The organism is Paenibacillus sp. D51F, assembly GCF_053345695.1.
Genome location: NZ_JBKFAO010000004.1, coordinates 248,449 through 272,284, shown reverse-complemented (window position 1 = coordinate 272,284; position 23,836 = coordinate 248,449). Strand labels below are relative to the sequence as shown.

The following is a 23,836-nucleotide window of genomic DNA, read 5'->3' as shown; positions in this document are numbered from 1 at the left end:
TCGGAGGTAGCCAGATGAAAATGCCTTATATCTTGATCATAGAAGACGATTCCCTGATCAGCGATCTGCTGGAGCTGTACTTGCAGCGATACGGCTTCCAGTACGCGACGGCGGGCGACGGCGCTGCCGGGCTCAGGAAGTTCTACGAGCAGATCCCCGATCTCGTCGTCCTGGATATCATGATGCCGGGCCGCGACGGCTGGAGCGTATGCGAGGAGATCCGGCAGACCAGCACGGTGCCGATCATTTTCCTGACAGGCAAAGGGGACGGCTACGACAAGCTGAAGGGCTTTTCCATGGGAGCGGACGATTACCTCGTCAAGCCGTTCGATCCGAAGGAGCTGCTGGCCCGGATCCGGGCCGTCCTGAAGCGGACGCATCCGACCTTGTACAAGGAACAGGCGGCTTTCCCGGATCTCGTCGTCGACGTGAACGAATACCGCGTGACGGTGCGCGGGCAGGATGTCGGGAGCGCTCCGAAGGAGGTCGAGCTGCTCTACTGCATGGCTTCCCGGCCGGGCAAGGTGTTCACCCGCGAGGAGCTGCTCCAGCAGATCTGGGGCATGGATTATTTCGGCGATTCCAATACGGTCGACGTGCATATCAAGCGCATCCGGGACAAGATCGGCGAGCATCGGTCCTGGCGCATCGCCACCGTGCGCGGCGTCGGCTACAAGTTCGAGGTCCAGCCATGAGCCGTCTGGCCGCTAGGCTCGGGCTCAATACGATATTCGCCAAAGTGCTGATCATCTCGCTCTCCATCCTCGGCGTGACGTTCCTCGTGTACAACCTCGTTTCGACGCAGCTGGTCCGGCGCGATATGTTCGACCGGCAGCAGGGCATGGAAGGGGCGGAGCTGCGGCGGACGGTCAAGCTGCTGGAAACGGCCGCATCCGAGAGATGGACCGAGAGCATGGTCAGCACGGCGCTCAAGGTCGTCGTGCCTCCGCAGATGAAGAGCATTCTCGTCATCGACAGCAGCGGCCGCTATATGCAGGTCGGAGACGTGCCGCTGCCCGGAAGCGAGATCAAGTCCATCATCAGCGAGGCCGATATCGGCTCCAGCGGCCAGTTCCGCTCCCAGATGATCGAGAACGAGTCCGGCAAATGGATCGTGAGCTCCCAGTACGTGCCTTCGATCGACCGCTATGTCGTCTCGCTCTCGACCGGCTTTCAGCGGGACTTCCGCCGCTGGCAGAATCTGAGCTGGCTGGCCATCGCCGTCGCGCTGGCCGTATCGGCGGTATTCTCCTGGCTGTTCTCCCGCTACATGACGACGCGGATCCGCAGCATGAGCCTCGGCGCGGAGCGCTTCGCCAAGGGAGACTTCGAGACGCCGATCCGCGATGCCTCCCCCGACGAGCTCGGCCGGTTGGCCGGCTCGCTCAACCGCATGGCGGAAGACCTCGGAGCGCTGGAACAGACCCGTCGCGACTTTCTCGCCAACGTCTCGCATGATCTCCGCTCTCCGCTGACGTCCATCCATGGTTATGTGGAGGCGATTCTGGACGGAACGATACCGGGGGAGAAGGCGGACCGCTATTTGCATATCACCCAGGAGCAGACCGTCCGGCTGATGAAGCTCGTGAACGATCTGCTCGACATGTCCAAGATCGAGTCCGGCCAATTCGACGTGCAGCCCGCGGAGTTCGATCTGGCCGAGACGGTGAGGCTGCTGCTGGCGCGGATGGAATCCACCTTCCGGCATCACGGAGTCCGGTACGAGATCAAGGGCCGGGTCGATTCCGAGTCTGGTCAGGCTGCGGAGGAATGGAGCAGGCAGGGAGTCGAGGAAGCCGGCGATGAGCTTGTCATCGGCAGCGGCAAGGTGATGGTCGTAGGCGACGCCCACCGCCTGGAGCAGGTGATGGTCAATCTGATCCAGAACGCCATGGCGTTCTCTCCGCAAGGGTCCACGGTCTATGTGACGCTTGACGCGCAGGAGGAGCAAGCCTGCCTGACGGTAAGGGATGAAGGAATCGGCATGTCGCCGGAGGAGACGGAGCGCATCTGGGAGCGGTTCTACAAGACGGATGAAGCCCGCTCCGGACGCGGCGGCACGGGCATCGGGCTGTCGATCGTCAAGCATATCCTGGATGCGCACGGATCCCGCATCGCGGTCAGCAGCGAGCAGGGTCGGGGCAGCTCCTTCTCCTTCTGCCTCCAGCGCGCGGCTGGCGGAAGGGTATATGCAGCGGCAACTACCGAGCCTAAGGATTGAAGCCTTGAGCCGGCAAGAGCAGGGCATTCCGTTATCTCTTCACCTGGAAGCCTTGATCTGCCGGCTGCATGTCAGCATGTCCAAGCGCCGTCAGGCCCGGCCCGGCAGCAGGGCTTTCCGCAGCGATGCCATCCGGCATCGCTTTTTCGTTTCTCGCGGGACGCCTCTCAAGCGGCCTATCGGCGGTTCTATTCTATGCTTCTCGGCTCATAGTCTTTAGAGACGGGTCATGAGCATTTGCCTTGGCAGGGAAATAGAGGAGGGAAACCATCAAGGATGAAGAAGCGCGCGATAGGAACGAGGAGGACGAATCTGCGAGGAAAGCCTTTCGGTAGAGGAACGGAAGGACAGGGGATGTCGGGAATGGCGCTGGCTTCGGTAAGCGTCCTTACGGCGGCGGCGATCCTGATTCCGGGACTTATCGTCGCCAAGTCGCATGATGGCCAGCCGAATGTCCGGCAGCAGGAGCAAGCATTGATTCCGGGGCCGGAAGCGGCCGGCCCGGAGCTGCCGGGCGGCAACGCTCCCGAGCAGCAGACCGGGCAGGCAGCCGCCGACGAAGCGGCTGGCGGTGCTGCGGGGTCGGCAGATGGGGGACAAGCACCCGGAATTGGCGCCGGCGGATCCGCTGGCGACGGTTCTCCGGCCCGAACGGAGCAATCGGCGCCGCAGCCTTCTTCCGGGCCGAAGAAGCTGACGGCGCTGGATCTGACCCAGGTGCGCGTCTATGTGACGAAGGAGAAGCGCATTGAGAAGGTGCCGATGGAGACGTATATCCGCGGCGTCATCGCCGGCGAGATGCCGATCTCCTTCGAGCCGGAAGCGCTCAAGGCGCAGGCGATCGCCGCCCGCACGTATATCGTCAGGCGGCTCGCTTCCGGCGATGATAGCGGCATGCCGGTGAAGGGGGCGGATGTCACGGACACGACCGCCCATCAGGTCTACGTTCCGATGAAGCAGCTGCTTGCCCGCTGGAGCGGCAAGGAGCGGGAGACGAATCTGACGAAGCTGAACGAAGCCGTCCAAGGGACGAGGGGGGAAATCGTCACCTATCAGGGAAGCCCGATTCAGGCTTTGTTCTTTTCCACCAGCAACGGTTATACCGAAAATTCAGAGGATTACTGGGATGCCAGCCTTCCCTATCTCCGCAGCGTGGCCAGCCCGTGGGACAAGTCCCTGTCTCCGGAGTACAAGGAGACGACGACGATGCCGCTGGCGTCCTTCTACCGGAAGCTCGGCCTCAGCGGCAGCACGCCGGCTCGCAGCTTGCGGGTGCTCGATACGACGGACGGCAGAAGGATCCGCGAGCTGGCAGCAGGAGACGCCACGTTCACGGGCCGCGAAGCCCGGGAGAAGCTGGGACTCGCATCCTCCCAATTCACCTGGAAGATCAGCGGCAAAAATATCGAGATCACGACTTATGGCTACGGGCATGGAGTCGGGATGAGCCAGTGGGGCGCCGACGGCATGGCGAAGAAGGGCAGCACCGCCTACCAGATTCTGTCCCACTACTATACCGGAACCGCGGTCGTGAGAGAGAACGATCTCCCCCGCATGAGCAGCTAGGAAGCGAATCTTCCTCGCTCCTCGCAAATTCTCTATCGCCCTACGTATAAACCTAGCTGATCCGGCAACAATGGCTAGTGAGGTGATAGAAAATGAATGAACAAGATCAAAAAAACCAAAAGCAAGAGCCTCCTAAACCAAATCTGGGAGGAAGAAACTCCGCTCCATCTTCAGCTTACAAGAAGACCCTGTCGCGCAAGTGGATCTCTCCGGCACTGTTCGTCGCCGCGGCAGCAATCATCGTAACCGTCATGTGGCTCTATCAGGGAGACGACAAGAAGGCTTCGACGGCCGAGACCCCCGATACGACTGCAGTGGCGCAAGGCGGAGAGCAGCAGCCGGAGCCGGTGACAGTGAAGCCGGTGCCTGGCGAGACGGCAAAATGGCCGGTAGCCAGCACGGCTGACGTCACGGTGAAGCGCGGCTACTTCGATGCCGCCGCGACTCCTGCCGAGCAGGATGCCGCGATGGTGGAGCAGGGCAACACGTTCTCCGCCAACACCGGCATCGATCTGGCCCGCAGCGATGACCAGCCGTTCGACGTGCAGGCCGTCCTGAGCGGCAAAGTGACGCTGGTGCAGGATCAGCCGACCAACGGCACGGTCGTGGAGATCACTCATTCGGGCGGATACGTCTCCGTCTACCAAAGCCTGACGGATGTGACGGTCAAGCAAGGCGACGACGTCAAGCAAAGCACGGTGATCGGCAAGGCAGGCAAGAACGAGCTGCAGAAAGATCTGGGCGTACACCTGCATTTCGCGCTCCTCAAGAACAACGAGCATGTCAATCCGAACTCGGTCCTGCCCGAGCTCGCTCCGGCAGCGAGTCAGGACAGCAGCGCCGCATCTGGCGACGATTCCGAATAAGCGGTTCCACATCCCTGAAGCCTCGGCTTCGGGGATTTTTTTGCTTGGAATAAAAAAAGACGGCTGCGACATCGTTTTTTTTCTCCGCAGCTCCTTTGTCCAGGCATTCTTCGCCATGCGGATGCCGGGGCTGTTTGCAAGGCTCGGGCTTCCCGCCGCGAGGTCATTTGCGAACAAATTGGACGGTTTTAGTACCTAGTGCTTGGCCACAAAGAATATCTACCCGCCCCTCTCATATAATGTACCAATCTTAAAACGAGTTAGGGAGGCGGGAACGTGCACGATTACATCAAAGAGCGGACCATCAAGATTGGCCGGTGCATCGTGGAGACCAGGCATACGGTGCGCACGATCGCCAAGGAGTTCGGGGTATCGAAGAGCACGGTGCACAAGGACCTCACCGAGCGGCTGCCGGAAATCAATCCCGATCTAGCCGATCAAGTGAAGCACATCCTGGAGTACCATAAGTCGATCCGCCATCTCAGGGGCGGCGAGGCGACCAAGATCAAGTACAAGAAAAGCACCAAGCGCCGCGAGGTGCTGGCCGCAGGAAAACGGTAAAAACGGCCGCATTCCGGCCTCCTCTTCCAAGGGAGGCCTTTTGGTAAAATTTTTTGACAAAATCAGAGGAAAAACGAGGTTATTAGCGAATAATGGGGGTATGAACTTCCACATTATTCGTTAGGGGACTTCGGACGTATGCTGAGCAAGGATATCGGAATCGATCTGGGCACCGCCAACGTGTCCATTCATGTAAAAGGCAGAGGCGTCGTGCTCGACGAGCCGTCCGTAGTCGCCGTTGAAACCGGCACCAAGCGGGTGCTGGCCGTCGGGGACGAGGCGTACCGGATGGTCGGCCGGACACCGGGAAATATCGTCGCCATCCGCCCGCTTCGGGATGGAGTCATCGCGGACTTCGAAATTACGGAAATGATGCTCAAGGCTTTCATTGACCGCATCGGCGGACGGAGCTGGTACAGCCGTCCGCGTATTCTCATTTGCGCTCCTACCAATATTACGTCGGTGGAGCAGAAGGCGATTCGGGAAGCGGCCGAGCGCTGCGGTGCCAAAGAAGTCTATATGGAAGAAGAACCCAAGGCGGCCGCGATCGGAGCTGGAATGGACATTTATCAGCCTAGCGGCAATATGGTCGTCGATATCGGCGGGGGCACGACGGATGTGGCCGTCCTGTCCATGGGCGATATCGTGACTTCCTCCTCGATCAAGGTAGCCGGCGATACGTTCGATTCCGATATCGCCCGCTACATCAAGGCGAAGTACAAGCTCCTGGTCGGAGAACGGACAAGCGAGAACATCAAAAAGCGCATCGGATCGGTATACGCAGGCGGACGCAGCGAGGCCATCGATATCCGGGGCCGCGATATGGTGACAGGGCTTCCGCGGACAATCTCCATCCACTCGGAGGAGGTCCGGGAAGCGCTGCACGATTCCGTCGCCTCCATCGTGGCTGCCGCCAAGTCCGTGCTGGAGCGCACGCCTCCCGAATTGTCGGCGGACATCATCGACCGCGGCGTCATTCTGACCGGCGGAGGCGCCCTGCTTGACGGGCTGGACCTGCTCATGGCGGACGAGCTCAAGGTGCCGGTGCTCGTCGCCGAAGATCCGATGCACTGCGTCGTGAAAGGCACCGGATTCATGCTGGACCATCTGGACCGGATGTCGCGCAAGAAGTCGCGCTTCTAGTGTCCGGCGACTGAAGGCCCGCCCCTCGCGAGCCGCTCCTCCCGGAGCTGCGGAGCGCGAAGGGCGGGCCGCTCTTCATGGATGGGCAGCTGCTGCCGATATAACAATAAGACTTTCATCCTTTCAATCTTTCATCATACAGGCAAGGGGAGAACCGGATGCTCAGAGGATTGTACACGGCAGCGGCAGGCATGGTAGCCCAGCAGCGCGTGCATGACACGGTAACGACGAATATCGCCAATCTCAACACGACGGGATATAAGCAGAGCAATGCGCTGAACCGTTCCTTTCCGGACATGCTGCTGTCCATGACCGGCAAGAACGATGAGCCGTCGCGCCGGATCGGACGCCTCAGCACCGGAGTGCTGGCAGAGGAAAGCATCGCGCTGCAGGTGCAGGGCGATCTCAACAAGACGGATCGGGCATCCGACTTCGCCATCGCCTCCAATATCGAGGTGGCAGGAACCGTGTTCGACGCCTCCGGCAAATCCGTTGCCGAAGACGGAACGGTGACGTACAGGCCGCAGGCCTACTTCACCGTGCAGGATGCGGACGGACAAACCCGATACACGAGAGGCGGACAATTCCACTTGGCGGCCGACGGTTCCCTGCTTACTGCGGACGGCTCGGCCGTGCTCGGCAAGAACAGCCGTCCGGTGACATTCCCGGCCGGTACTTCCATGGATTCTCTCAAGCTGAACGGCGCCTACGATTTCATGGATGCTGACGGAGCGGCTACAGGCAGATCGCTGCTGATTACGAGAGTCGACCGCGTCCAGGACCTGATCCGCGAAGGAGACGGCAAGTTCCGTCTTGACGGGCAGGGCGGCGCGGCTCCGGCGACGGCGGCGGACGGAGTGGAAGTCCGTCAGGGATATACGGAGCGGTCCAACGTCGACGCCACCCAGGCGATGGTGGATATGATGGGCGCTCTGAGGGCCTACGAGGCGAATCAGAAGGTCGTCCAGTATTACGACAAGAGCCTGGAGAAGGCCGTCAACGAAGTCGGCAAGGTGTGAGGAGGAACGGTAGATGAACGGATCGATAATCAATGCGTCGGTGACGATGAATGCTCTGCAGCAGCGGCTTGACCTGCTGGCCGAGAATATCGCCAACGTGAATACGGCAGGCTATAAACGCAAGCAAGGCACGTTCGAGGATCTGCTCACGAACGCCAAGCAGCAGCCCGAGGCGTTCCGCAAGGACGGCCGCATCGGACCGATGGGCTTCAACCAGGGCTGGGGCGCCCGTTTCCTGCAGCTTGGACCTGACATGACCCAAGGCTCGCTCAAGGAGACCGGCACCGCTACGGATCTGGCCATCGAAGGAAATGCGCTCTTCCAGGTGGAGGCGGACGGCAAAACGGCCTATACCCGCAGCGGCGCCTTCCAGTTGACGGTGAGAGGCAACGGTGATACGATACTGGCGACAGAAGCGGGGTATCCTGTTCTCGGCACTCGGGGAGGTGCAGGCCAGCCTGGACCGATCGTCGTTCCAGCCGGCGTCACGCTGCAGATCAGCGGCGAAGGCGTCGTGGAAGGCGTGCATGCAGATGGAACCCGCGAGAATCTCGGGCAGCTGAGCCTTGTATCTCCAGCTCGCCCCGAACTGCTTACCCCGGTGGAGGACAACCTATTTGTCGTCCCGGACGGACTTGCGGCAGGCGACGTGCTGACCGGCGCCGCAGCCGGTCCCGACAGCGGAATCGCTGTCCGCCAAGGGTATGTCGAGCAATCCAACGTCAACGTCGTGGATGAGATGACCGAGCTTCTTAACGTGCAGAGGGCTTATCAGCTGAGCGCCAGAGCGCTGACCTCCGCCGATTCGATGCTGGGCATGGCCAACAACATGCGCGGCTAGATTCCTGTTCCTCCATGCTGCGGCGCGGTGGGGATCTGCCGCGCAATAGATTACGGAAGGATTCTCTTCCGGAGGAATAGGATGATGACCATGGTGCAGAATGAATCCCAGACCCGAATGTCGGGAGGCGGGGCGGCGTCCCGTCCGGCAGAGAGTTCCCGTCCGAGCGGCAGCCAAGCTACGCGGGACCGGGAGACAGAACCCTCTTCGCCGGACGCTCCGGCAGCAGCCAAGACCAAATCCAAGGCAAAGCCGAAGCGGCGCAGCGGGTTCACCGCATGGTGGTTCGCCCGCAAGGTCATCGTGCTGGCGCTGTTCGTCGGCGCCTTGACAGGCGGCCTTTATCTGGGCTTCGTCGTCCTGGGCAAGGGAAGCATGGACGATGCATTCGACTTTGGCGTCTACAGGCATATTTACGACCTTATCTTCGCTGATTCCTAGATGTATCCGGCCTCCTTTCGGGGCCGGATTTTTTTATGGCCATCGATTCAAAGCCATGGCAAAAAAAGCCGGAGCAAAGGCAATTGCGTGCCTTCGCTCCGGCTTTCGTACATGCGGCTTTATTTTACGGTGACCCTTACGCTTACGGTCTTGCCTTCAAATGCGGCCTTGATCGTAGCCGTGCCTTTGGCGGTGGCGGTGACGGCTCCGCCTGTGGAAACGGTCGCCGCGGCTTCCTTGCTGGAAGTCCAGACAGCCCCCGCGGTGACTTCCGCCTGCGTGCCGTTGTCGTAGAATGCCTTGAGCTTCAGGGGCGCGGAAGCTCCGGGAGCAAGCTGCAAGGTTTTGTCCGACAGGACGAGGCTCTTCAGCTTCGGCTTGACTGCGATCGTCAAGGTGATGCTCTTGCCTTGATAGGTGCCGGTGAGCTTGGCCGTTCCGAGCTTGAGGCCTTTGATGGAACTGCCTTTGAAGCTCGCGATGTCGTCATTGTCGACGGTCCATGTCATTTTCGAGGCGAGCGAGCTCGTCGAGCCGCTTTTGAACGTGCCGGTGACTTTGACGGTCTTGCTTTTGCCGGGATTCAGCACGATCGAGGATTCCTCCGCCACGAGCTTGGTCAGCTCTTCTTCAATCACGACAGGCAGCGAGACGGTCTTGCCTTGGTACGAGGCGGTCAGCGACGTCCGCGCAGCGGTCAGTCCGCGCAGCGTCGTTCCTTTTACAAGCAAGGAGCTGCCGGTCGTTTTCCATTCAGCCTTGGCCGTGACGTCTTCTTCCGTTCCATCCGTATACGTTACGTTCAGAGACGGAATCGGAGTGTCCTTGCCGATGACGAGGCTGATCGTCTGCTGCTCCGGGAGAAGCGCCAGCGGCTTCAGGCTCACGACCATTTCCACTTCGGCCGAGAGGCCGCCGACCGCAGCCTTCAGAACGGCTTTGCCGGCTTTTTTGGCTGACCATTTGCCATCCTTGATTACAATGATATCGGAATCGCCGGATGTCCAGCTGACGAGCTTGTCGACAGCGATCGTGGAGTCGTCCAGCGTCTTTCCGGTGACCGTCGGCAACTGGCCGCTGTCGCCCGCAATGCTTGTCAGCGATTCGGAGCCGGCCTCGATCGAAAGGATCGTCGGGTAGACGGTGACGTTCAAGGTTCTGGAGAGGCCCTTGTACTCCACCTTGATGACGGAGGATCCGGCTGCCTTCGGCGTGACGAGTCCGTCAGCCACGGTAGCGGTGAAGACTTCGCTGGAGCTCCATTCGGCGGTCTTCGTCACATCGGCCGGCTCCTTGTTCGGATCGAGCGCCGACGCGGTTACTTGAAGCGGGTTGTCGGAGAGCAGCAGATTCAGCTCCGCCGAGGCGCTCAGCTTCAGCGCTTCGTGGGCTGCTCGCACGACGATTCTGACAGTGGCCGAGGATCCGTAGAGAGAAGCGGTGATCGTCGCGGTTCCGGGACCGACGGGCGTCACGACGCCTTTATCCACTTTGGCTACAGCTGCCGCCGAGGTCGTCCAGGAAGCATCCATGGTCACATCGACCGGCGTGCCGCCGCCTGCCGGCGAAGCTGTCGCGGTCAAGGACTTGGCCTCGTCGCCTGCCGTAAGATCAATGAGAGAATTTGGCGACAGAGCGAGCGATTGATAAGGGGAAGACACGGTTAACGAAATGGAGGCGGACACGCCTCTGTAGGAAGCCTTGATGACGGACGTGCCTGCCGCGACGAGGGTGACCTTGCCGTCCTCGACCGTAGCGGCTGCCGTGTTGGAGCTGCTCCAGGCGGCTTCGTCGGCGAGATCCTTGGATTCATTCCCGTTTTTGCCGACAACGCCGAATGTCAGGTCGTCCCCGAGCTGTACTTTGAGGGTGGATGGAGCGGCGCTGCCGTCCTCCGCCAGAAGCTGGAGCTTGGCATAGGGATAGGTGACCGTAACGGAGATCGATGCGGAATAGCCGCTGTACTTGCCGGTAATCGTCGCGGTTCCGGCTGCTGCAGGCGTCAGCACGCCGCCCGTGACCTTCAGGACGGATGAGCTGGAGGTCGACCATACGGCCGAAGCGCTGACATCCTTGGTCGCGGAAGAGCCCGAGTAGGACGCCCACAGCGCAAGCGCGTAAGGGTCGTCCCCGTACGTGAGGGAAAGCTTGGAGCCTTCGGTCAGCGCGACCGAGGTGACCGTATCTTCGGCATGCGCGGCAGGCGCGAGCAGCGCAAGCGCCAGGACGGCCGCGAGCAGCAGGGACAGCAGCGAACGATTGGTAACGCGGTAGGACAACGAAAGACACTCCTTTGCAAACCATGATATTTCCTTTAACGGCATATCGATGTGAAATATGTAGCAAATGGTGGAAAATAGGAAGGGCGGCGGTTTTTTTTTTGGCACTGCGGAGGTATAATAACGAAGATATACATAGGCATTTAGGTGCAGAAGGTGGAATTTTGACCCTTTTTTTGAGCAATAAAAAGGACAGTCGGCGGCGCTTCAGTCCGCTTCCTGCCCTCCTATCTCAACCTTTGCGACCTGCAGGCTCGCTCAGGACATGCATAGTGTAGCCCGCCGGCCCCGGTTCCATGCAGCCCGGGCTGCGATTGACGAACAAGGGCGCTTTCGCCCGCGGAAGGGGTATTTTTTTTGCTGGATATCAATGAAATCATGGAGATTATTCCTCACCGCCAGCCGTTTCTGCTGATCGACCGCATTCTTGAGGTCGAGGAAGGCGTACGGGCCGTCGGACTCAAGAACGTCACGATGAACGAGCCTTTCTTCGCCGGGCATTTCCCTGGATTCCCTGTCATGCCGGGCGTCCTGATCGTCGAGGCGCTGGCTCAGGTCGGCGCGGTCGCCATCCTCAAGGTAGAGGCGAACCGCGGCAAAATCGCCATGTTCGCCGGCATCGACGGCTTCCGCTTCCGCGGCCAGGTCGTGCCGGGAGATACGCTGACGCTTGAGGTGACCATCACCCGGCTGAAAGGCATCATCGGCAAAGGCCAGGCGACGGCGAAGGTAGGGGACAAGGTCGTGGCCGAAGGCGAGATCATGTTCGCGCTTACGGATCCGAAATAGGCTTCTATCGCTGAAAGCAAAATGCCAAAACAAAATGCCAAAACAAAATGCAGCCCGAATTCGTCAACAAAACGAAGATATTCGGACCGGGCCTGCCTTATTAAATGAGATCACGCAGAGATCAAGGGAGAGATGAGTCCATGTCCGTAACGATACTTGCGCAACAACGCTATCAGTCCTGGCTCGAGGATCCGACGATCGACGAGGCGACCAAAGAAGAGCTGAGGGGAATCGCGGGTGACGAAAAGGAGATTACCGACCGGTTCTATCGTGATCTCGAGTTCGGCACCGGCGGCCTTCGCGGCGTCATGGGAGCCGGCACGAACCGCCTCAACGCCTATACGGTAGGCAAGGCGACGCAGGGACTGGCGAACTGGCTGCTTGGGCAGACGGACAAGCCTTCGGTCGTGATCGCGCACGATTCCCGCAACAATTCTCCGGAATTCACGCTGGAGGCCGCGCTCGTCCTGGCCGGCAACGGCATCAAGACGTACTTGTTCCCTTCGCTGCGTCCGACCCCGCAGCTGAGCTTCGCGGTGCGCGCGCTGGGGGCGAGCGGCGGCGTCGTCATCACGGCCAGCCACAATCCTCCGGAGTACAACGGCTACAAGGCTTACGGGCCGGAAGGCTGCCAGCTCGTGCCGCATGAGGCCGAGCAGGCGATCGCGGCGATCCAGAAGGTGGCGAGCTTCGGCGAGATCAAGCGCATGGCCCGCGAAGACGCGGAGCAGGAAGGACTGCTCGTGTGGCTCGGCGAGGATGCGGACCGGGACTTCATCGAAGCTGTGGCGGCGCAGAGCCTGAACCGCGACCTGCTCAAGCGCGGCGCAGGACGCGACATCAAGGTGATCTACACGCCTCTGCACGGAAGCGGCAACCATCCGGTCCGCGGCGCGCTCAAGGAGATCGGCATCGAGTCGGTCGCCGTCGTGCCGTCGCAGGAGCAGCCGGACGGCTACTTCAGCACGGTGAAGAGTCCGAATCCGGAGGAGCGCGAGGCGTTCGCGCTGGCGATCAAGCAGGCGCAGGAGCAAGGCGCGGACATCATCATCGGCACCGACCCGGACGCCGACCGGATGGGCGCGGTCGTGAAGAACAACGAAGGCGAATACGTCGTTCTCTCCGGCAACCAGTCCGGCGCGATCATGGTCCACTACGTGCTCAGCCAGCTGAGGGAAAGAGGCGAACTGCCTGCCAACGGGGCCGTCATCAAGACGATCGTGACGAGCGAGATGGGCTCGGACATCGCCAAGGCCAACGGCGCAGAGGTCATCAATACGCTGACCGGCTTCAAATACATCGGCGAGAAAATGACCGAATTCGAACGGACGGGCTCGTATACGTTCCTGTTCGGCTACGAGGAAAGCTACGGGTACCTGACGGGCACCTACGCCAGGGACAAGGATGCCGTCGTGGCGGCGATGCTGATCGCCGAAGCGGCTGCCTTCTACAAGCAGCAGGGCAAGACGCTGTATGACGTGCTGCTCGAGCTGTACGGCGAGTACGGCTATTATCTGGAGGGTCTGGAGTCCCGCACGCTCAAGGGACTGGACGGCGTCCAGAAGATCGGGGCCATCATGGACAGCTTCCGTTCGGAAGCCCCGGCCGAAGCCGGCGGCATCAAGGTGTCGAAGGTGCTCGATTACAGCCTCGGCCTGGACGGCCTGCCGCAGGAGAACGTGCTCAAGTACATTCTTGAGGACGGCTCCTGGTTCACGCTGCGTCCATCCGGCACGGAGCCTAAGATCAAAGTTTACTTCGCGGTCCGCGGGGACTCCCTGCAGTCTGCGGAGGATGCGCTGAACGCGCTGCGCAGCTCCGTCATGCAGCGAGTGGACGCGATGGCCTGACCTGAACGGTCTCCAGCAGGCGTCAGGGATGGGAGAGGCGGGGCGGAATTGACGACGCATCCGCACAGAGTATAGGGATTGAGCGAGGAGCCGCGCCCCGCAGGGAGCCGGCTCGGAAAGTTCAGTGAAGGGCCGCAGGGCGGGTGATGTCTACCCGCCCTGCCCGGCTTTTCAAGTATGAGTGGATAAGGGGCGAACTTGAACGTGTTGAAGTGGCAGCAGTGGAACCGCGCGGCCCGCAGGATCATGTGGGCGCTGGCGCTGATCGGCGTCATCGCGGCAATACCCATCGGGGCTAACCGGTGGCAGATGGAGAAGACCTCCAAGCAGGTCGAGTACGTGTTCGACTATTCGGATCTCGTGCTGGTGGCGTCCTATCAAAGTCGTCCGGTCGACTATATCAAAAGCGAGCTTCAGAAGCTGAAGTCTCACGGAGTCGGTACGCTTTCGGTGTTCGAGAGCCGGCTGGACGAGCTCGAGAACGCGGGAAGGCTGGGCTTGTACAGCGAGGCGGAGGCGGCTCTGCTGCAGGGCAAGCCTTCGCCTGCCGGACAGAACTATACGTACCTGCTGTTTGAAGGAGTCAGGGAGCAGGCGGCTCTGGAGCCGATGATCCGCGAACGCTTCGAAAGCGACGGCATCGCCGTGCGTCCGTGGGAGCTGGAAGGCAAGCGCGGCCTCGTGCTGGAGACGCCGATGGCCGGGGCGGTGCTGAAATCGATGGCTCCCGATCCGCTGGCGCTGACGGAGCTGCATGACGCCGGCTTCCGCCTGCTGCCGCGGCTTTCGGACCGGATTCCTTACAATCCGGAGCGCGTGGATGCGCTGCTTGCCGAGTTCAAGAATCTCGGCGTCACCCGTATCCTGTTCGACGGCGGTGCTGTCACCGGCTTCGCCGATCAGGCGGCCGACAAGACTTTGACTCATTTTGCCCAGAAGCTGAATGAGTACGGAATCGGAATCACCGCCATCGAAAATCTCAAAAAACCCCAGTCGGGCCTGAATACGCTGGCCTATCTGACGCACTATAACGTTACGCGGCTTTACTCCCTCTCGGACAAAGACGCTGCCGCCCTGAAGCCGGACGTCATCGCCGACCGCTTCCTGCTTGCGGCCAAAGACCGCAACATCCGCATGTTCTATCTGAATGCGGCTCCTTCCGCCAACCTGGACAAAGGGGCTGTCACCGATCCGATGGACAATCTATACAAGTCCCTTGACGGGCCTGACGGAGCAATCGCCAAGCTGGATTCGTTCGGATTCCCTTCCGGCGAAGCCCATGCGTTCGAGCGTTCCTATCCAAGCTGGATGAAAGCCCTCAAAGCGGTCGTCGCCCTCGGGGCGGTCAGCCTGATCGCGCTGCTTGCCGGAGCCTTCTTCAACAGCCTGGCCTTGATCGTCTTCCTGCTCGGCCTCGCCGGCAGCGCCGGACTTTACGTCCTGAACAGCTCGCTCATGGAGCAGGGATTGGCGCTCGGCGCCGCGATCAGCGCTCCGACGCTGGCGATGATCTGGGCGATCAACCGGATCCGCTCCCATACGGAAGGGCAGCGGCGTCCGGTCGGAGGCGAATGGGCTTCCGCGGCCGGCGAAGGCACGGATCGCTCGTTCCAGGCGTCGCCTTGGAGCGGCATGCTGGGAGGGATCGGGCAAGCCGGCACGCGCTGGGTGTTCCATGGTCTCTCGGCCGGCCGGCGCCTGACGATGGCGCTGAGCATCCTGGCCGTGACCTCGCTGATCAGCATGCTGGCCATCCCGATCGTGATCGGGCTGCTCAACAGCATGACGTACAGCCTCGTGCTGGAGCAGTTCCGCGGCGTAAGCCTGCTCCATCTGGCGCCGATCGGCTTGACCGCCGTCTACCTGTTCCTGTTCACAGGCCAATCGGCCTGGCTCAGCCTGCGGCGGGTGCTCGGGCTGCAGATCACGATTCTGTGGTGCGTCGCGGTCGCCGTCATCGGCGCGGCTGGGCTGTACTATCTGTCGCGCACGGGCAATGCCGGAACGGCTTCTTCGCTGGAGCTGATGTTCCGCAACGTGCTGGAGACGACGTTCGGCGTTCGTCCGCGCACAAAGGAGTTTCTCCTCGCGCACCCGCTCATGCTGCTGGGTTTGTTCCTGGCGCTTCGCTACCGCGCCGCCTGGGTATTGCTAATTGTAGGTTCCATGGGCCAGCTGTCCATGGTCGACACGTTCGCGCATATCCATACGCCTATCCACATTTCCTTGATCCGCATCCTGCTCGGCCTCGGCATCGGAGTCGTCATCGGCCTGATCCTGATCGGCGTATGGCAGATCGGGGAATGGCTCGTACGAAAATTCTGGCCGCGGGAGAGAGCTGCCAATGGCTAACACCGGAGGTTCTCTCCCCCCGATCCGCAAGAAGATCGTCATCTCCGGCTACTACGGCTTCCGCAACAGCGGCGACGAAGCGGTTCTGAAGTCGATCCTGCTCGCTCTTCGCGCCGAGGGGGAAGCCCAGGGCGTGGAGATCGATCCTGTCGTGCTCTCCGGAGACCCGGCCTGGACGACGGAGATGTACGGCGTCAAGGCCGCGCATCGCATGAAGCCGCTTGAGCTGATGAAGGTCATCGCCAGCTGCGACGGCCTCATCAGCGGCGGCGGCAGCCTGCTGCAGGACGTGACGGGCGGCAAGACGATTCCCTACTATACGGGAATCGTCAAGCTGGCCCAGCTGCTCGGCAAGCCGGTATTCATCTACGCGCAGGGCATCGGCCCTGTGCTGAACCGCCGGATGGACGGCCTCATCCGGCATGTAATGACCCGCAGCGTGTACGTATCCGTGCGCGACGACGAATCCGCGGCGCTGCTAGCGCGGATGGGCGTGCCGCATGAGCGGATCGATGTCGTGCCCGATCCGGTCATGGGCCTGCCGCTGCCGCAAGGCTTGCAGGCAGCGGCAGGCGGCGGCTCCGCCGCTGCGGCGGGCGCGCCGGTCGTCGGCGTCTCCTTGCGCCATTGGCGCAAGGACGGAGCCGACCTGGACCGCGCCGCCGAGGCGCTGGCGGAGCTCGCCCGGCGCCGGCCCGTGCGCCTGCGCTTCCTCCCGTTCCACACCCCGGCGGATGCGGAGGCATCCCGCCAGGTCATGGAACGGCTCGGGACGCTCGGCGCCGGCAGCTCCGCCGAGCTCGCCGCCCCGGGCGACGACCCCCAGGCGATGCTGCTGGAGGTCAGCCGCTGCGACATGCTGCTCGGCATGCGCCTGCACGCTCTCATCTACGCGGCCGGCCGCCGCGTGCCGATGCTCGGCCTCAGCTATGATCCGAAGATCGACCAGTTTCTGGCCCGCCTCGGCGATCGCCCGATCGCTACGACGGAAGCCATGGATGCCGCCGCCTTCGCAGATGCTGCCGAGCGGCTTCTGGACCGCGGAGACGGCTGGAGAGCGGAGAAGGCGGCTGCGATCGACAAGCTTCAGCAGGAGGCCCGCAAGCCGGCGCAACATATTGTCCAGTACCTGCGTCAGGAAACGAAGAGGTGACCGTTCGACCCATGTCGACTACAAAAAACTTTATAGACCCGTCCAAGCAAGCGGCCGAGGCAGCGAATGCGCCGGAAGATGCCGCCGAAGCGCTGGCGGACGCGATCGGGGACGCCTCCGAGGCTTCCGCCTGGCTGGAGGCGCGGACCGTTCCGAAGGTTTCGATTTATGGAGTTCCATTTTCCCGCATGGATATGGACGAAACCGTGGAGTACCTTACGAACATTATTGAAAGAGGGCAGCCTTGCCAGGTTGTCACGGCGAATCCGATCATGGTCATGATGGGGCTCGAGGATCCCGCCTTCCATCGGATGCTGCGGGAAGCCGAGCTTGTCGTTCCGGACGGCGCGGGCGTCGTCTGGGCCGCCGGGTATGTCGGGCAGCCGGTTCGGGAAAGGGTGCCGGGCTTCGATCTGATGCACCGCCTGTTCCTGGAAGGCGAGGAGCGCGGCTGGTCTGCCTACCTGCTCGGTACGACGCAGGAAGTCATTGACGAGGCCGCAGCACGCCTGAAGGCGCAATATCCGGGCGTGACCATCGCGGGAACGCATCATGGCTATTTCGGGGAGCAGGAGGACGCGGAGGTCATCGCCCGAATCAAGGCGCTTTCTCCGGATATGCTGTACGTGGCCCGTTCCGCCTCTACCCAGGAGCCCTGGATCGCCCGCTACAAGCAGGAGCTTGGAGTTCCTCTCATCATGGGAGTCGGAGGAAGCTTCGATATTATCGCCGGCCGTTTGAAGAGAGCTCCGGTATTCATGCAAAAGCTGCGCCTGGAATGGTTTTACCGCCTTCTGCAGCAGCCTTCGCGGTTCCGGAGAATGCTCGTTCTGCCGCAATTCGCTCTGAGAGTGATTCGGGAGAAGGAAAAGGTGACAAAACCTTACTAGAAGCGTCAATTCGCCGTAATTTGCGCGAAATGCCCTGATATTGGGGTTGGAGTTTCTTTTTCGAACGAGTTATAATTCATTCCGGTGTAATGAAGGGGAGTTGAATTTCCAGTGAATGCCACAATGACTTATATCGTCGGTTTCGCAGTCGCTCTGATCCTGGCCGTCTCGCTGACGCCGCTCGTCAAGCGCTTCGCGTTCAAGATCGGCGCCATCGACAAGCCGAATGCCCGCAAGGTCCATACGCGCATCATGCCGCGGCTGGGAGGCCTGGCGATCTATCTCGCCTTTATCGGTTCGTTCTTCCTGCTGCTTCCGTTCATTCCGGAAGGGCTGCTGAGCGCCTACGATACGAATCTGATTCGCGCGATGCTGGCGGGCGGCACGATCATCGTGCTGACCGGCGCTCTCGACGACCGGTTCGAGCTGTCGGCCAAGGTGAAGCTGATGTTCCAGCTCGTGGCGGCTTGCGTCGTCGTCTTCGGCTTCGACGTGAAGATCGACCTGCTGAACATTCCGTTCGGCCAGGATATGCAGGAGATCTCCTCCTGGCTCAGCATCCCGCTGACGATCTTCTGGATCGTCGGCGTGACCAATGCAATCAACCTGATCGACGGCTTGGACGGTCTGGCGGCGGGAGTATCGGGCATCGCGATCGGCACGATCCTCATCATGGCCTGCTTCCTCGGCTTCGAGCCGATCATCCTGATGAGCAGCCTGCTGCTCGGAGGCATCCTGGGCTTCCTGGTGTTCAACTTCCATCCGGCTAAAATATTCATGGGCGACTCCGGCTCGCTGTTCCTCGGCTTCAGCCTGGCGACGCTCTCCATGATCGGCTTCAAGCAAGTCACGATCGTATCCTTCGTGACGCCGCTCCTGATCATCGGGGTGCCGATGGCGGACACATTCTTCGCCATCATCCGCCGCTGGGTCAACAAGCGGCCGATCTTCGCTCCCGACAAGGGGCATCTGCACCACTGCCTGCGGGAGCTTGGCTTCAGCCACCGCAAAACGGTGCTGATCATTTACGGCGTAGCGGCTTTCTTCGGCGCCTGCGCGATCGTGCAGTCCATCGTGGTGCAGTCCCACGCAGCCAACTGGGTCACCTTCGTTGTCATCAGCCTGCTGGTGTTCGCGATGCAGATCGGCGCCGAGCTGATCGGCATCGTCGACAAGACGAAGCGGCCGCTGCTCAACCTGCTGGCGCGCATGCGCATGAAGCCGCATCACGAGCGCGGCAAATAAAGACTCCACAATCAAAGAGCTTGTCCTTCTCCGGAAGGACAAGCTCTTTTTTATTTGCCAAAAATTTATCTACATTATAATAATACTTTTCCGTGAGGGCTCAATATCCTAACAATTTACCAGCTTTCTTCCGATAAACTACCTACACCAACTAACACCGAAAGAGTATGGAGGAGGCTTCCCGTGTTAAAACGATTCAGCGCAATGTTCCTGCTGCTGGCCCTGGTCCTGCAGCTGATGCCGGCTCTTCCCGCGCAGACGGCCAGCGCCGCCGCGACGGGGTACTTCACGTTTGCAAAGGAAAGCAGCAGTCCCAAATCCCCCCGCATCACGACGAACGGCAAGATCAGCCTGGAAGGCTCGATCAGCAACATCGATCCTTCCAGCATTACGTACAGCGTCATTCAAGTCGTCAACTTCAAAGGCACCGACGACCCGACGGACGATGATACGGGCGCCAAGACCGAAGGAGTAAAGGGCGGCATCTACCTGTCCGGCTACAACCTTACGGTGAACAATGTGCAGCTCTACTCCGGGCTGAACCGGATTACATTCAAAGGCCTCCAGGGCGGCGCCGAGGTTTCGACGTCCATCTATGTCATGTACCATGACGGTCCGGTCTTCTATAACCTTACCGCCCGCTTGGATGGCAGCACTTTCCCGATGAAAGAGAACGGAACGACCGTCGTTCAATCCGGCGCTTCACGCGGCAGAACTTCCGCTGACATCGCGATTACAGGCAACGCGCCGAATGCATCCAAAGTGACGATCGAGGTCAACGGCTCCAGCCGGACTTATAATGTGTCAGCTTCCAACAACTACGAATTCACGATATCTCCTTTGACGATCAAAAAAGGAAAAAACCTGGCTACCATCAAGGTGACGAACAACAACCAGACGATCGAGACGACACGCGAGATCGCGTTCTACAACGGAGATGTGACGTTCTACGACGTCAACCTGAAGGATGGCAAGAGCAGCGCGGCTCTGGAGTATTCTCCGAACTTCTCCACAACCAATGCAGACCTTCCAAACGCCACCATTACAGGTACGCTCATCGTTCCGAACAACAAAAAGATCGTGGACGGCAAAACCGTTCCCAATCCGAATCCATCGGAAGCAATTAAGATTTTCCCGAGTCTGGACGGAGCGAAGCTTCCTGCAGGCGGCTTTGATGCCACTCCTACGGTAACGAAAGACGCTTATTCTCCAGAAGATGCGTTCTACACTTATACCTTCAGCATCGGCCTGGACAAGCTGAAGTCCGGTGATTACTCGTTCGACCGCGCCTACAATCTCAATCTGGAAGCCATGAATACGGTGGCGGGAGAGACGCAGGGCGTCTACAACCTGAAGTTCACGCTTCGGAATGCCACAGCCCCGTTTATCAGCGAATTCAACTATATTCCGGGATATAAAACGACGGCCGACCTCAACCTCGCGAGCAAGCCGCTCTCGGGAGCGAGCCTGTACGACACTCCTGTCGCCATGGAATTGCTGATCGGCAACTATTCGCAGGAATCCTTGACTATCGCTAAAGTGCTTGATATCAATGGAAAAGAAGGCACAATCAACCCCGCTGAGATGAATATAGTCGACAGCTCCACGGTGACCCGCACGATCGGTGGCGTGAACAAAACCTTTACCCGCATCGTACTCGCGGTCAAGAAGCTGCCTTTCGAAGGCACTCAGACGCTGTTTTTCAAGCTGGGTGGCAACGACGCGGGCTCGGTCACCTTTAATATGCTTTTTGGACCGTACCTGCAATACTCGAGCATTTACGATACGATGGATATTCCCTATGACACGACCAAGTCCACCCAATTGGACGATATCATCCAGAATAAACTCAAAAACTTCGATGCGACGTTGAGCAATCTGAACGACATGTCGGAGATACGATATAGTCCGGTAGACGGCAAAGCTCAAACGATGTTCCTGTATATCAACAATACGCCAATCGAAATCGCTAAAAATGCTAGCGACAACAATTTCGTTGCTACCCAAAACGGCATCGCGACAGCCGCATCCGTTATGAAGGCGGGAGGGGCGTTCACGCTTCGCTTTGTATACAAGGGCGGCAAAAACAACTATGAGAATTCCATCACCATTTTATTGAGACAAATCAATTTGCCGAAGATTCCTTACTCTCCGGACAGCATCTATCCATACAGCAGCGAGTTGGTTTCGCCGCTTGTGAATGACCCGAATTTCCCCAAACAAGGCAGCGTCTACACGACCAAGGAACCGTACATGAACATTTACGGCACCTTTGACTTTATTGATTTGGGGACAACGATCTACGAAGCCGAAAGCAATCTTGAAAACATTGTTAAAGACAACACCAGCTCCAACTATATTTTGAAGATTGACGGCAGTACGCTGTCCAAGCCGATTGTCTGGACGCTCAGCAACGAGCTGCGAGTCGTCAACGATGCGACATTGCCGAAGGACCAGCAGACGGTGAGCGTCCTCAACGAAAACAAGACGATCGGGGCCATCGACAAGCAAGGGGACAAGCAGCCGAAGCTTACCGTCACCTATGACTTGAAGACGCAGAGCCTTTCATGGGTTCTGACCGACCAATATCTCAGCAAGGACGGCACATCGAGCGTCTACAACTTCTATGTCTACAACAACGGCGAAGCCGGCGCTCGCGCCAGCTACCGCCTGGAGGTAGACCCTACGGCTCTGCCGTACAAGATTCTGCGTCCGCTCACGTCCAAGCGCATCGTCAACCAGAACTACGTGGAGATCGTCATCGACGCTCCTAATGCCAAGACCGTAACGGTAGGCAAGCAGGTCGCCGAAAAGATCGCCTTCGACGCCGACAATGACGGGACCATCGATTATACGACCGCATATCGGGTCATGGTGTCCGGACTCAAGGCTGGCGATAACAAGCTCAAGTTCACGATCGCCAACGACAACGATACGACTAGCGATACAATCGTGGTGACTTATGCTCCGACCAATATTCCGGGCGCCGGCTATATGGAAGAAATGAAGAGCTCCCACAAAGTATTCGAAGGCGAACTGACGCTTGCCTTCCCTAAATCGACGACGCTCATCCGCCGCGACTACAACGTGCCGGCGAAGCTCAAGAACCAAGTATTCACCGGGCACCGCCTGCTGTTCGGCATCGCCAATCCAACCGACGGCGTCATCGATAGGCATGAATTCGAGCAGGCTCCAGCCAATTTCGACCTGATCCTGGAGAGCCTGGGCAACATGTTCGACAATACCTTCTCCCCCAACTTCAACAAAGCGGGCAAGGTATTCTGGATCGATGCGGGACTTGCGGACAATCCGCAGACCGACAACGTCTATGATCCTCTTAAGTACGGCATCGACCCGTACCAGTATCCGACCGCCGACGTGCCTTCCTACACGGACCGTCCTGCGAACCGCGAGCTGGTTACATCCAAGGAAGCGACGCTGACTCTGAGCTATGATTCCAACATAGTAGACGCCAACGGAACGTTCATTACGGTCTTCCACTTTGATCCGAAGAAGCCGGAATGGGTGAACCTCGGCGGCGTCGTCGACACCAAGAAGCACACGGTCACCGTGCCGTTCTCGGAGTTCGGCTATTACGTGGTCGGACAGATGAAATATTCCTATCTGGACGTTACGTCCCATCCGTATGCGCGCAACTATATGGAAGCGATGTATGCCAAAGGCTTCATTAATGCCGCCGGCAACGACGAGTTCGGAGCCAGCCTGTACACGTCGCGCGGCGAATTCGCTACGATGATGGTGAAGGCGATGTCCATCCGTCTGAACTACAATACAGATCCAAGCAAGCGGCTCTTCAATGACGTGGGAGTCGAGAGCACCGCACTGTGGGATTACCGCTATATCGAAACGGCCTTCAACGAAGGCTATATCCGCGGCAAGGCGCCGAAGGTATTCGAGCCTACGGGGAATCTGACGCGCGAGGACGCCTCGGTTATCCTCGCCCGTGCGCTCAAGCTCAAGCTGGAGACGGATCCGGCAAAAATCGAGAAAGCACTCCAAAAGGCTTTCAAGGATTACAGCAAGATCGACTACTACGCCCGAGCTTCGGTTCTGGCTATTTACCAGAAAGGCTATATCCAGGGCTCGCCGGTCGATTCCAGCGATCCGAAGAAAGGCAGCGTATTCGAACCGCAAGCGAATCTGCTTCGTTCCGATTCCTCCATTATTCTGGGTAAAGTATTGGTCAGCCTGAAACGTCTTCCAAAGATCAATTGATCTTCAATGAAATTGGATGGAATGTGCCTGGAAATGTGGAGTTTCCAGGCACTTCTGTCATAAATGACAGACTTATCCGAATTCGACAAAAATCGAGAGATGGAAAAAGTTTCGAGTCGACGACGAGGGGTTATCCAAGTTATACTAGGCTTGCAGCCAAAACTTACGAACAAAGGCAATACATAACAGCAAGACAAGGTTATTTTCAAAAAATTTCCCGGAAGTCGCAACTTTTGCGAAAGCCCTGCGTTTAAGTATCTGGAGTCGCAAAGAGCAAAGGCGTGTGACCTGGATCGACACAGTGATGCTGGATCGACACAGTGATGCTGGATATATCCAATGCCGAATGGTTTCTATTGATATGGAAACATATTCACATGTTTC

Annotated in this window: 17 protein-coding genes; 16 read left to right on the top strand and 1 reads right to left on the bottom strand. The window is 59.3% G+C overall.

Features of this window, described 5'->3' with window-relative positions; genetic code table 11:
- Window positions 1-14 precede the first annotated feature (14 nt).
- From ACLBWT_RS10225 to ACLBWT_RS10185, 9 genes are all read left to right on the top strand, one after another.
- Window positions 15-695: a response regulator transcription factor gene (locus ACLBWT_RS10225; protein ID WP_447662957.1), complete on the top strand. Its 681-nt coding sequence runs from the start codon at window positions 15-17 to the stop codon at window positions 693-695.
- Window positions 692-2,221, top strand: a complete 1,530-nt coding sequence (locus ACLBWT_RS10220) for an ATP-binding protein (RefSeq protein WP_447662956.1) — start codon at window positions 692-694, stop codon at window positions 2,219-2,221. Before ACLBWT_RS10225 ends, ACLBWT_RS10220 begins: the two co-directional genes overlap by 4 nt.
- Before the next feature lie 363 nt (window positions 2,222-2,584).
- On the top strand, window positions 2,585-3,787 hold the full coding sequence (gene spoIID, locus ACLBWT_RS10215) for a stage II sporulation protein D (protein ID WP_447662955.1): 1,203 nt from the start codon (window positions 2,585-2,587) through the stop codon (window positions 3,785-3,787).
- 92 nt (window positions 3,788-3,879) lie between these two features.
- Window positions 3,880-4,653, top strand: coding sequence for a peptidoglycan DD-metalloendopeptidase family protein (locus tag ACLBWT_RS10210; RefSeq protein ID WP_447662953.1), 774 nt, complete (start codon window positions 3,880-3,882; stop codon window positions 4,651-4,653).
- A 276-nt stretch (window positions 4,654-4,929) separates the two neighbouring features.
- The gene (gene spoIIID, locus ACLBWT_RS10205) at window positions 4,930-5,214 is read left to right on the top strand and encodes a sporulation transcriptional regulator SpoIIID (protein ID WP_447662951.1); all 285 of its coding nucleotides are present in this window, start codon (window positions 4,930-4,932) and stop codon (window positions 5,212-5,214) included.
- Window positions 5,215-5,352: 138 nt separating this feature from the next.
- Complete coding sequence (gene mreB / locus ACLBWT_RS10200) at window positions 5,353-6,357, top strand: rod shape-determining protein MreB (RefSeq protein ID WP_447662950.1); 1,005 nt, start codon at window positions 5,353-5,355, stop codon at window positions 6,355-6,357.
- 158 nt (window positions 6,358-6,515) lie between these two features.
- Entirely contained in the window at window positions 6,516-7,376 is an 861-nt protein-coding gene (locus ACLBWT_RS10195) for a flagellar hook-basal body protein (protein WP_447662949.1), read from the top strand.
- 13 nt (window positions 7,377-7,389) lie between these two features.
- Window positions 7,390-8,217, top strand: coding sequence for a flagellar hook-basal body protein (locus tag ACLBWT_RS10190; RefSeq protein WP_447662948.1), 828 nt, complete (start codon window positions 7,390-7,392; stop codon window positions 8,215-8,217).
- A gap of 81 nt (window positions 8,218-8,298) precedes the next feature.
- Window positions 8,299-8,658, top strand: a complete 360-nt coding sequence (locus tag ACLBWT_RS10185) for a DNA-directed RNA polymerase subunit beta (protein WP_447662947.1) — start codon at window positions 8,299-8,301, stop codon at window positions 8,656-8,658.
- 119 nt (window positions 8,659-8,777) lie between these two features.
- On the opposite strand, the gene ACLBWT_RS10180 is transcribed toward ACLBWT_RS10185, so the two are convergent.
- The gene (locus ACLBWT_RS10180; protein WP_447662946.1) at window positions 8,778-10,937 is read right to left on the bottom strand and encodes an Ig-like domain-containing protein; all 2,160 of its coding nucleotides are present in this window, start codon (window positions 10,935-10,937) and stop codon (window positions 8,778-8,780) included.
- Between the two features lie 357 nt (window positions 10,938-11,294).
- Here ACLBWT_RS10180 and fabZ point away from each other — a divergent pair, with 357 nt between their 5' ends.
- From fabZ to ACLBWT_RS10145, 7 genes are all read left to right on the top strand, one after another.
- Complete coding sequence (gene fabZ, locus ACLBWT_RS10175; protein ID WP_048746095.1) at window positions 11,295-11,726, top strand: 3-hydroxyacyl-ACP dehydratase FabZ; 432 nt, start codon at window positions 11,295-11,297, stop codon at window positions 11,724-11,726.
- Window positions 11,727-11,866: 140 nt separating this feature from the next.
- Entirely contained in the window at window positions 11,867-13,576 is a 1,710-nt protein-coding gene (locus ACLBWT_RS10170) for a phospho-sugar mutase (protein WP_447662945.1), read from the top strand.
- A 204-nt stretch (window positions 13,577-13,780) separates the two neighbouring features.
- The gene (locus ACLBWT_RS10165) at window positions 13,781-15,928 is read left to right on the top strand and encodes a DUF5693 family protein (RefSeq protein ID WP_447662944.1); all 2,148 of its coding nucleotides are present in this window, start codon (window positions 13,781-13,783) and stop codon (window positions 15,926-15,928) included.
- The gene (csaB, locus tag ACLBWT_RS10160) at window positions 15,921-17,081 is read left to right on the top strand and encodes a polysaccharide pyruvyl transferase CsaB (RefSeq protein ID WP_447662943.1); all 1,161 of its coding nucleotides are present in this window, start codon (window positions 15,921-15,923) and stop codon (window positions 17,079-17,081) included. Before ACLBWT_RS10165 ends, csaB begins: the two co-directional genes overlap by 8 nt.
- 188 nt (window positions 17,082-17,269) lie before the next feature.
- On the top strand, window positions 17,270-17,971 hold the full coding sequence (locus ACLBWT_RS10155; RefSeq protein ID WP_447663110.1) for a WecB/TagA/CpsF family glycosyltransferase: 702 nt from the start codon (window positions 17,270-17,272) through the stop codon (window positions 17,969-17,971).
- A gap of 123 nt (window positions 17,972-18,094) precedes the next feature.
- On the top strand, window positions 18,095-19,216 hold the full coding sequence (locus ACLBWT_RS10150; protein WP_048745211.1) for a glycosyltransferase family 4 protein: 1,122 nt from the start codon (window positions 18,095-18,097) through the stop codon (window positions 19,214-19,216).
- A 183-nt stretch (window positions 19,217-19,399) separates the two neighbouring features.
- Window positions 19,400-23,452, top strand: a complete 4,053-nt coding sequence (locus ACLBWT_RS10145; protein ID WP_447662942.1) for an S-layer homology domain-containing protein — start codon at window positions 19,400-19,402, stop codon at window positions 23,450-23,452.
- Window positions 23,453-23,836: the final 384 nt, after the last annotated feature.

Bases quoted from the DNA above. Each gene is read 5' to 3' on its own strand.
- ACLBWT_RS10195 (WP_447662949.1), top strand. From the start codon at position 6,516: ATGCTCAGAGGATTGTACACGGCAGCGGCAGGCATGGTAGCCCAGCAG.
- ACLBWT_RS10150 (WP_048745211.1), top strand. From the start codon at position 18,095: ATGACTTATATCGTCGGTTTCGCAGTCGCTCTGATCCTGGCCGTCTCG.
- mreB (WP_447662950.1), top strand. From the start codon at position 5,353: ATGCTGAGCAAGGATATCGGAATCGATCTGGGCACCGCCAACGTGTCC.
- ACLBWT_RS10190 (WP_447662948.1), top strand. From the start codon at position 7,390: ATGAACGGATCGATAATCAATGCGTCGGTGACGATGAATGCTCTGCAG.
- ACLBWT_RS10155 (WP_447663110.1), top strand. From the start codon at position 17,270: ATGGATATGGACGAAACCGTGGAGTACCTTACGAACATTATTGAAAGA.
- ACLBWT_RS10185 (WP_447662947.1), top strand. From the start codon at position 8,299: ATGATGACCATGGTGCAGAATGAATCCCAGACCCGAATGTCGGGAGGC.
- csaB (WP_447662943.1), top strand. From the start codon at position 15,921: ATGGCTAACACCGGAGGTTCTCTCCCCCCGATCCGCAAGAAGATCGTC.
- spoIID (WP_447662955.1), top strand. From the start codon at position 2,585: ATGGCGCTGGCTTCGGTAAGCGTCCTTACGGCGGCGGCGATCCTGATT.
- ACLBWT_RS10225 (WP_447662957.1), top strand. From the start codon at position 15: ATGAAAATGCCTTATATCTTGATCATAGAAGACGATTCCCTGATCAGC.
- ACLBWT_RS10220 (WP_447662956.1), top strand. From the start codon at position 692: ATGAGCCGTCTGGCCGCTAGGCTCGGGCTCAATACGATATTCGCCAAA.
- ACLBWT_RS10170 (WP_447662945.1), top strand. From the start codon at position 11,867: ATGTCCGTAACGATACTTGCGCAACAACGCTATCAGTCCTGGCTCGAG.
- ACLBWT_RS10210 (WP_447662953.1), top strand. From the start codon at position 3,880: ATGAATGAACAAGATCAAAAAAACCAAAAGCAAGAGCCTCCTAAACCA.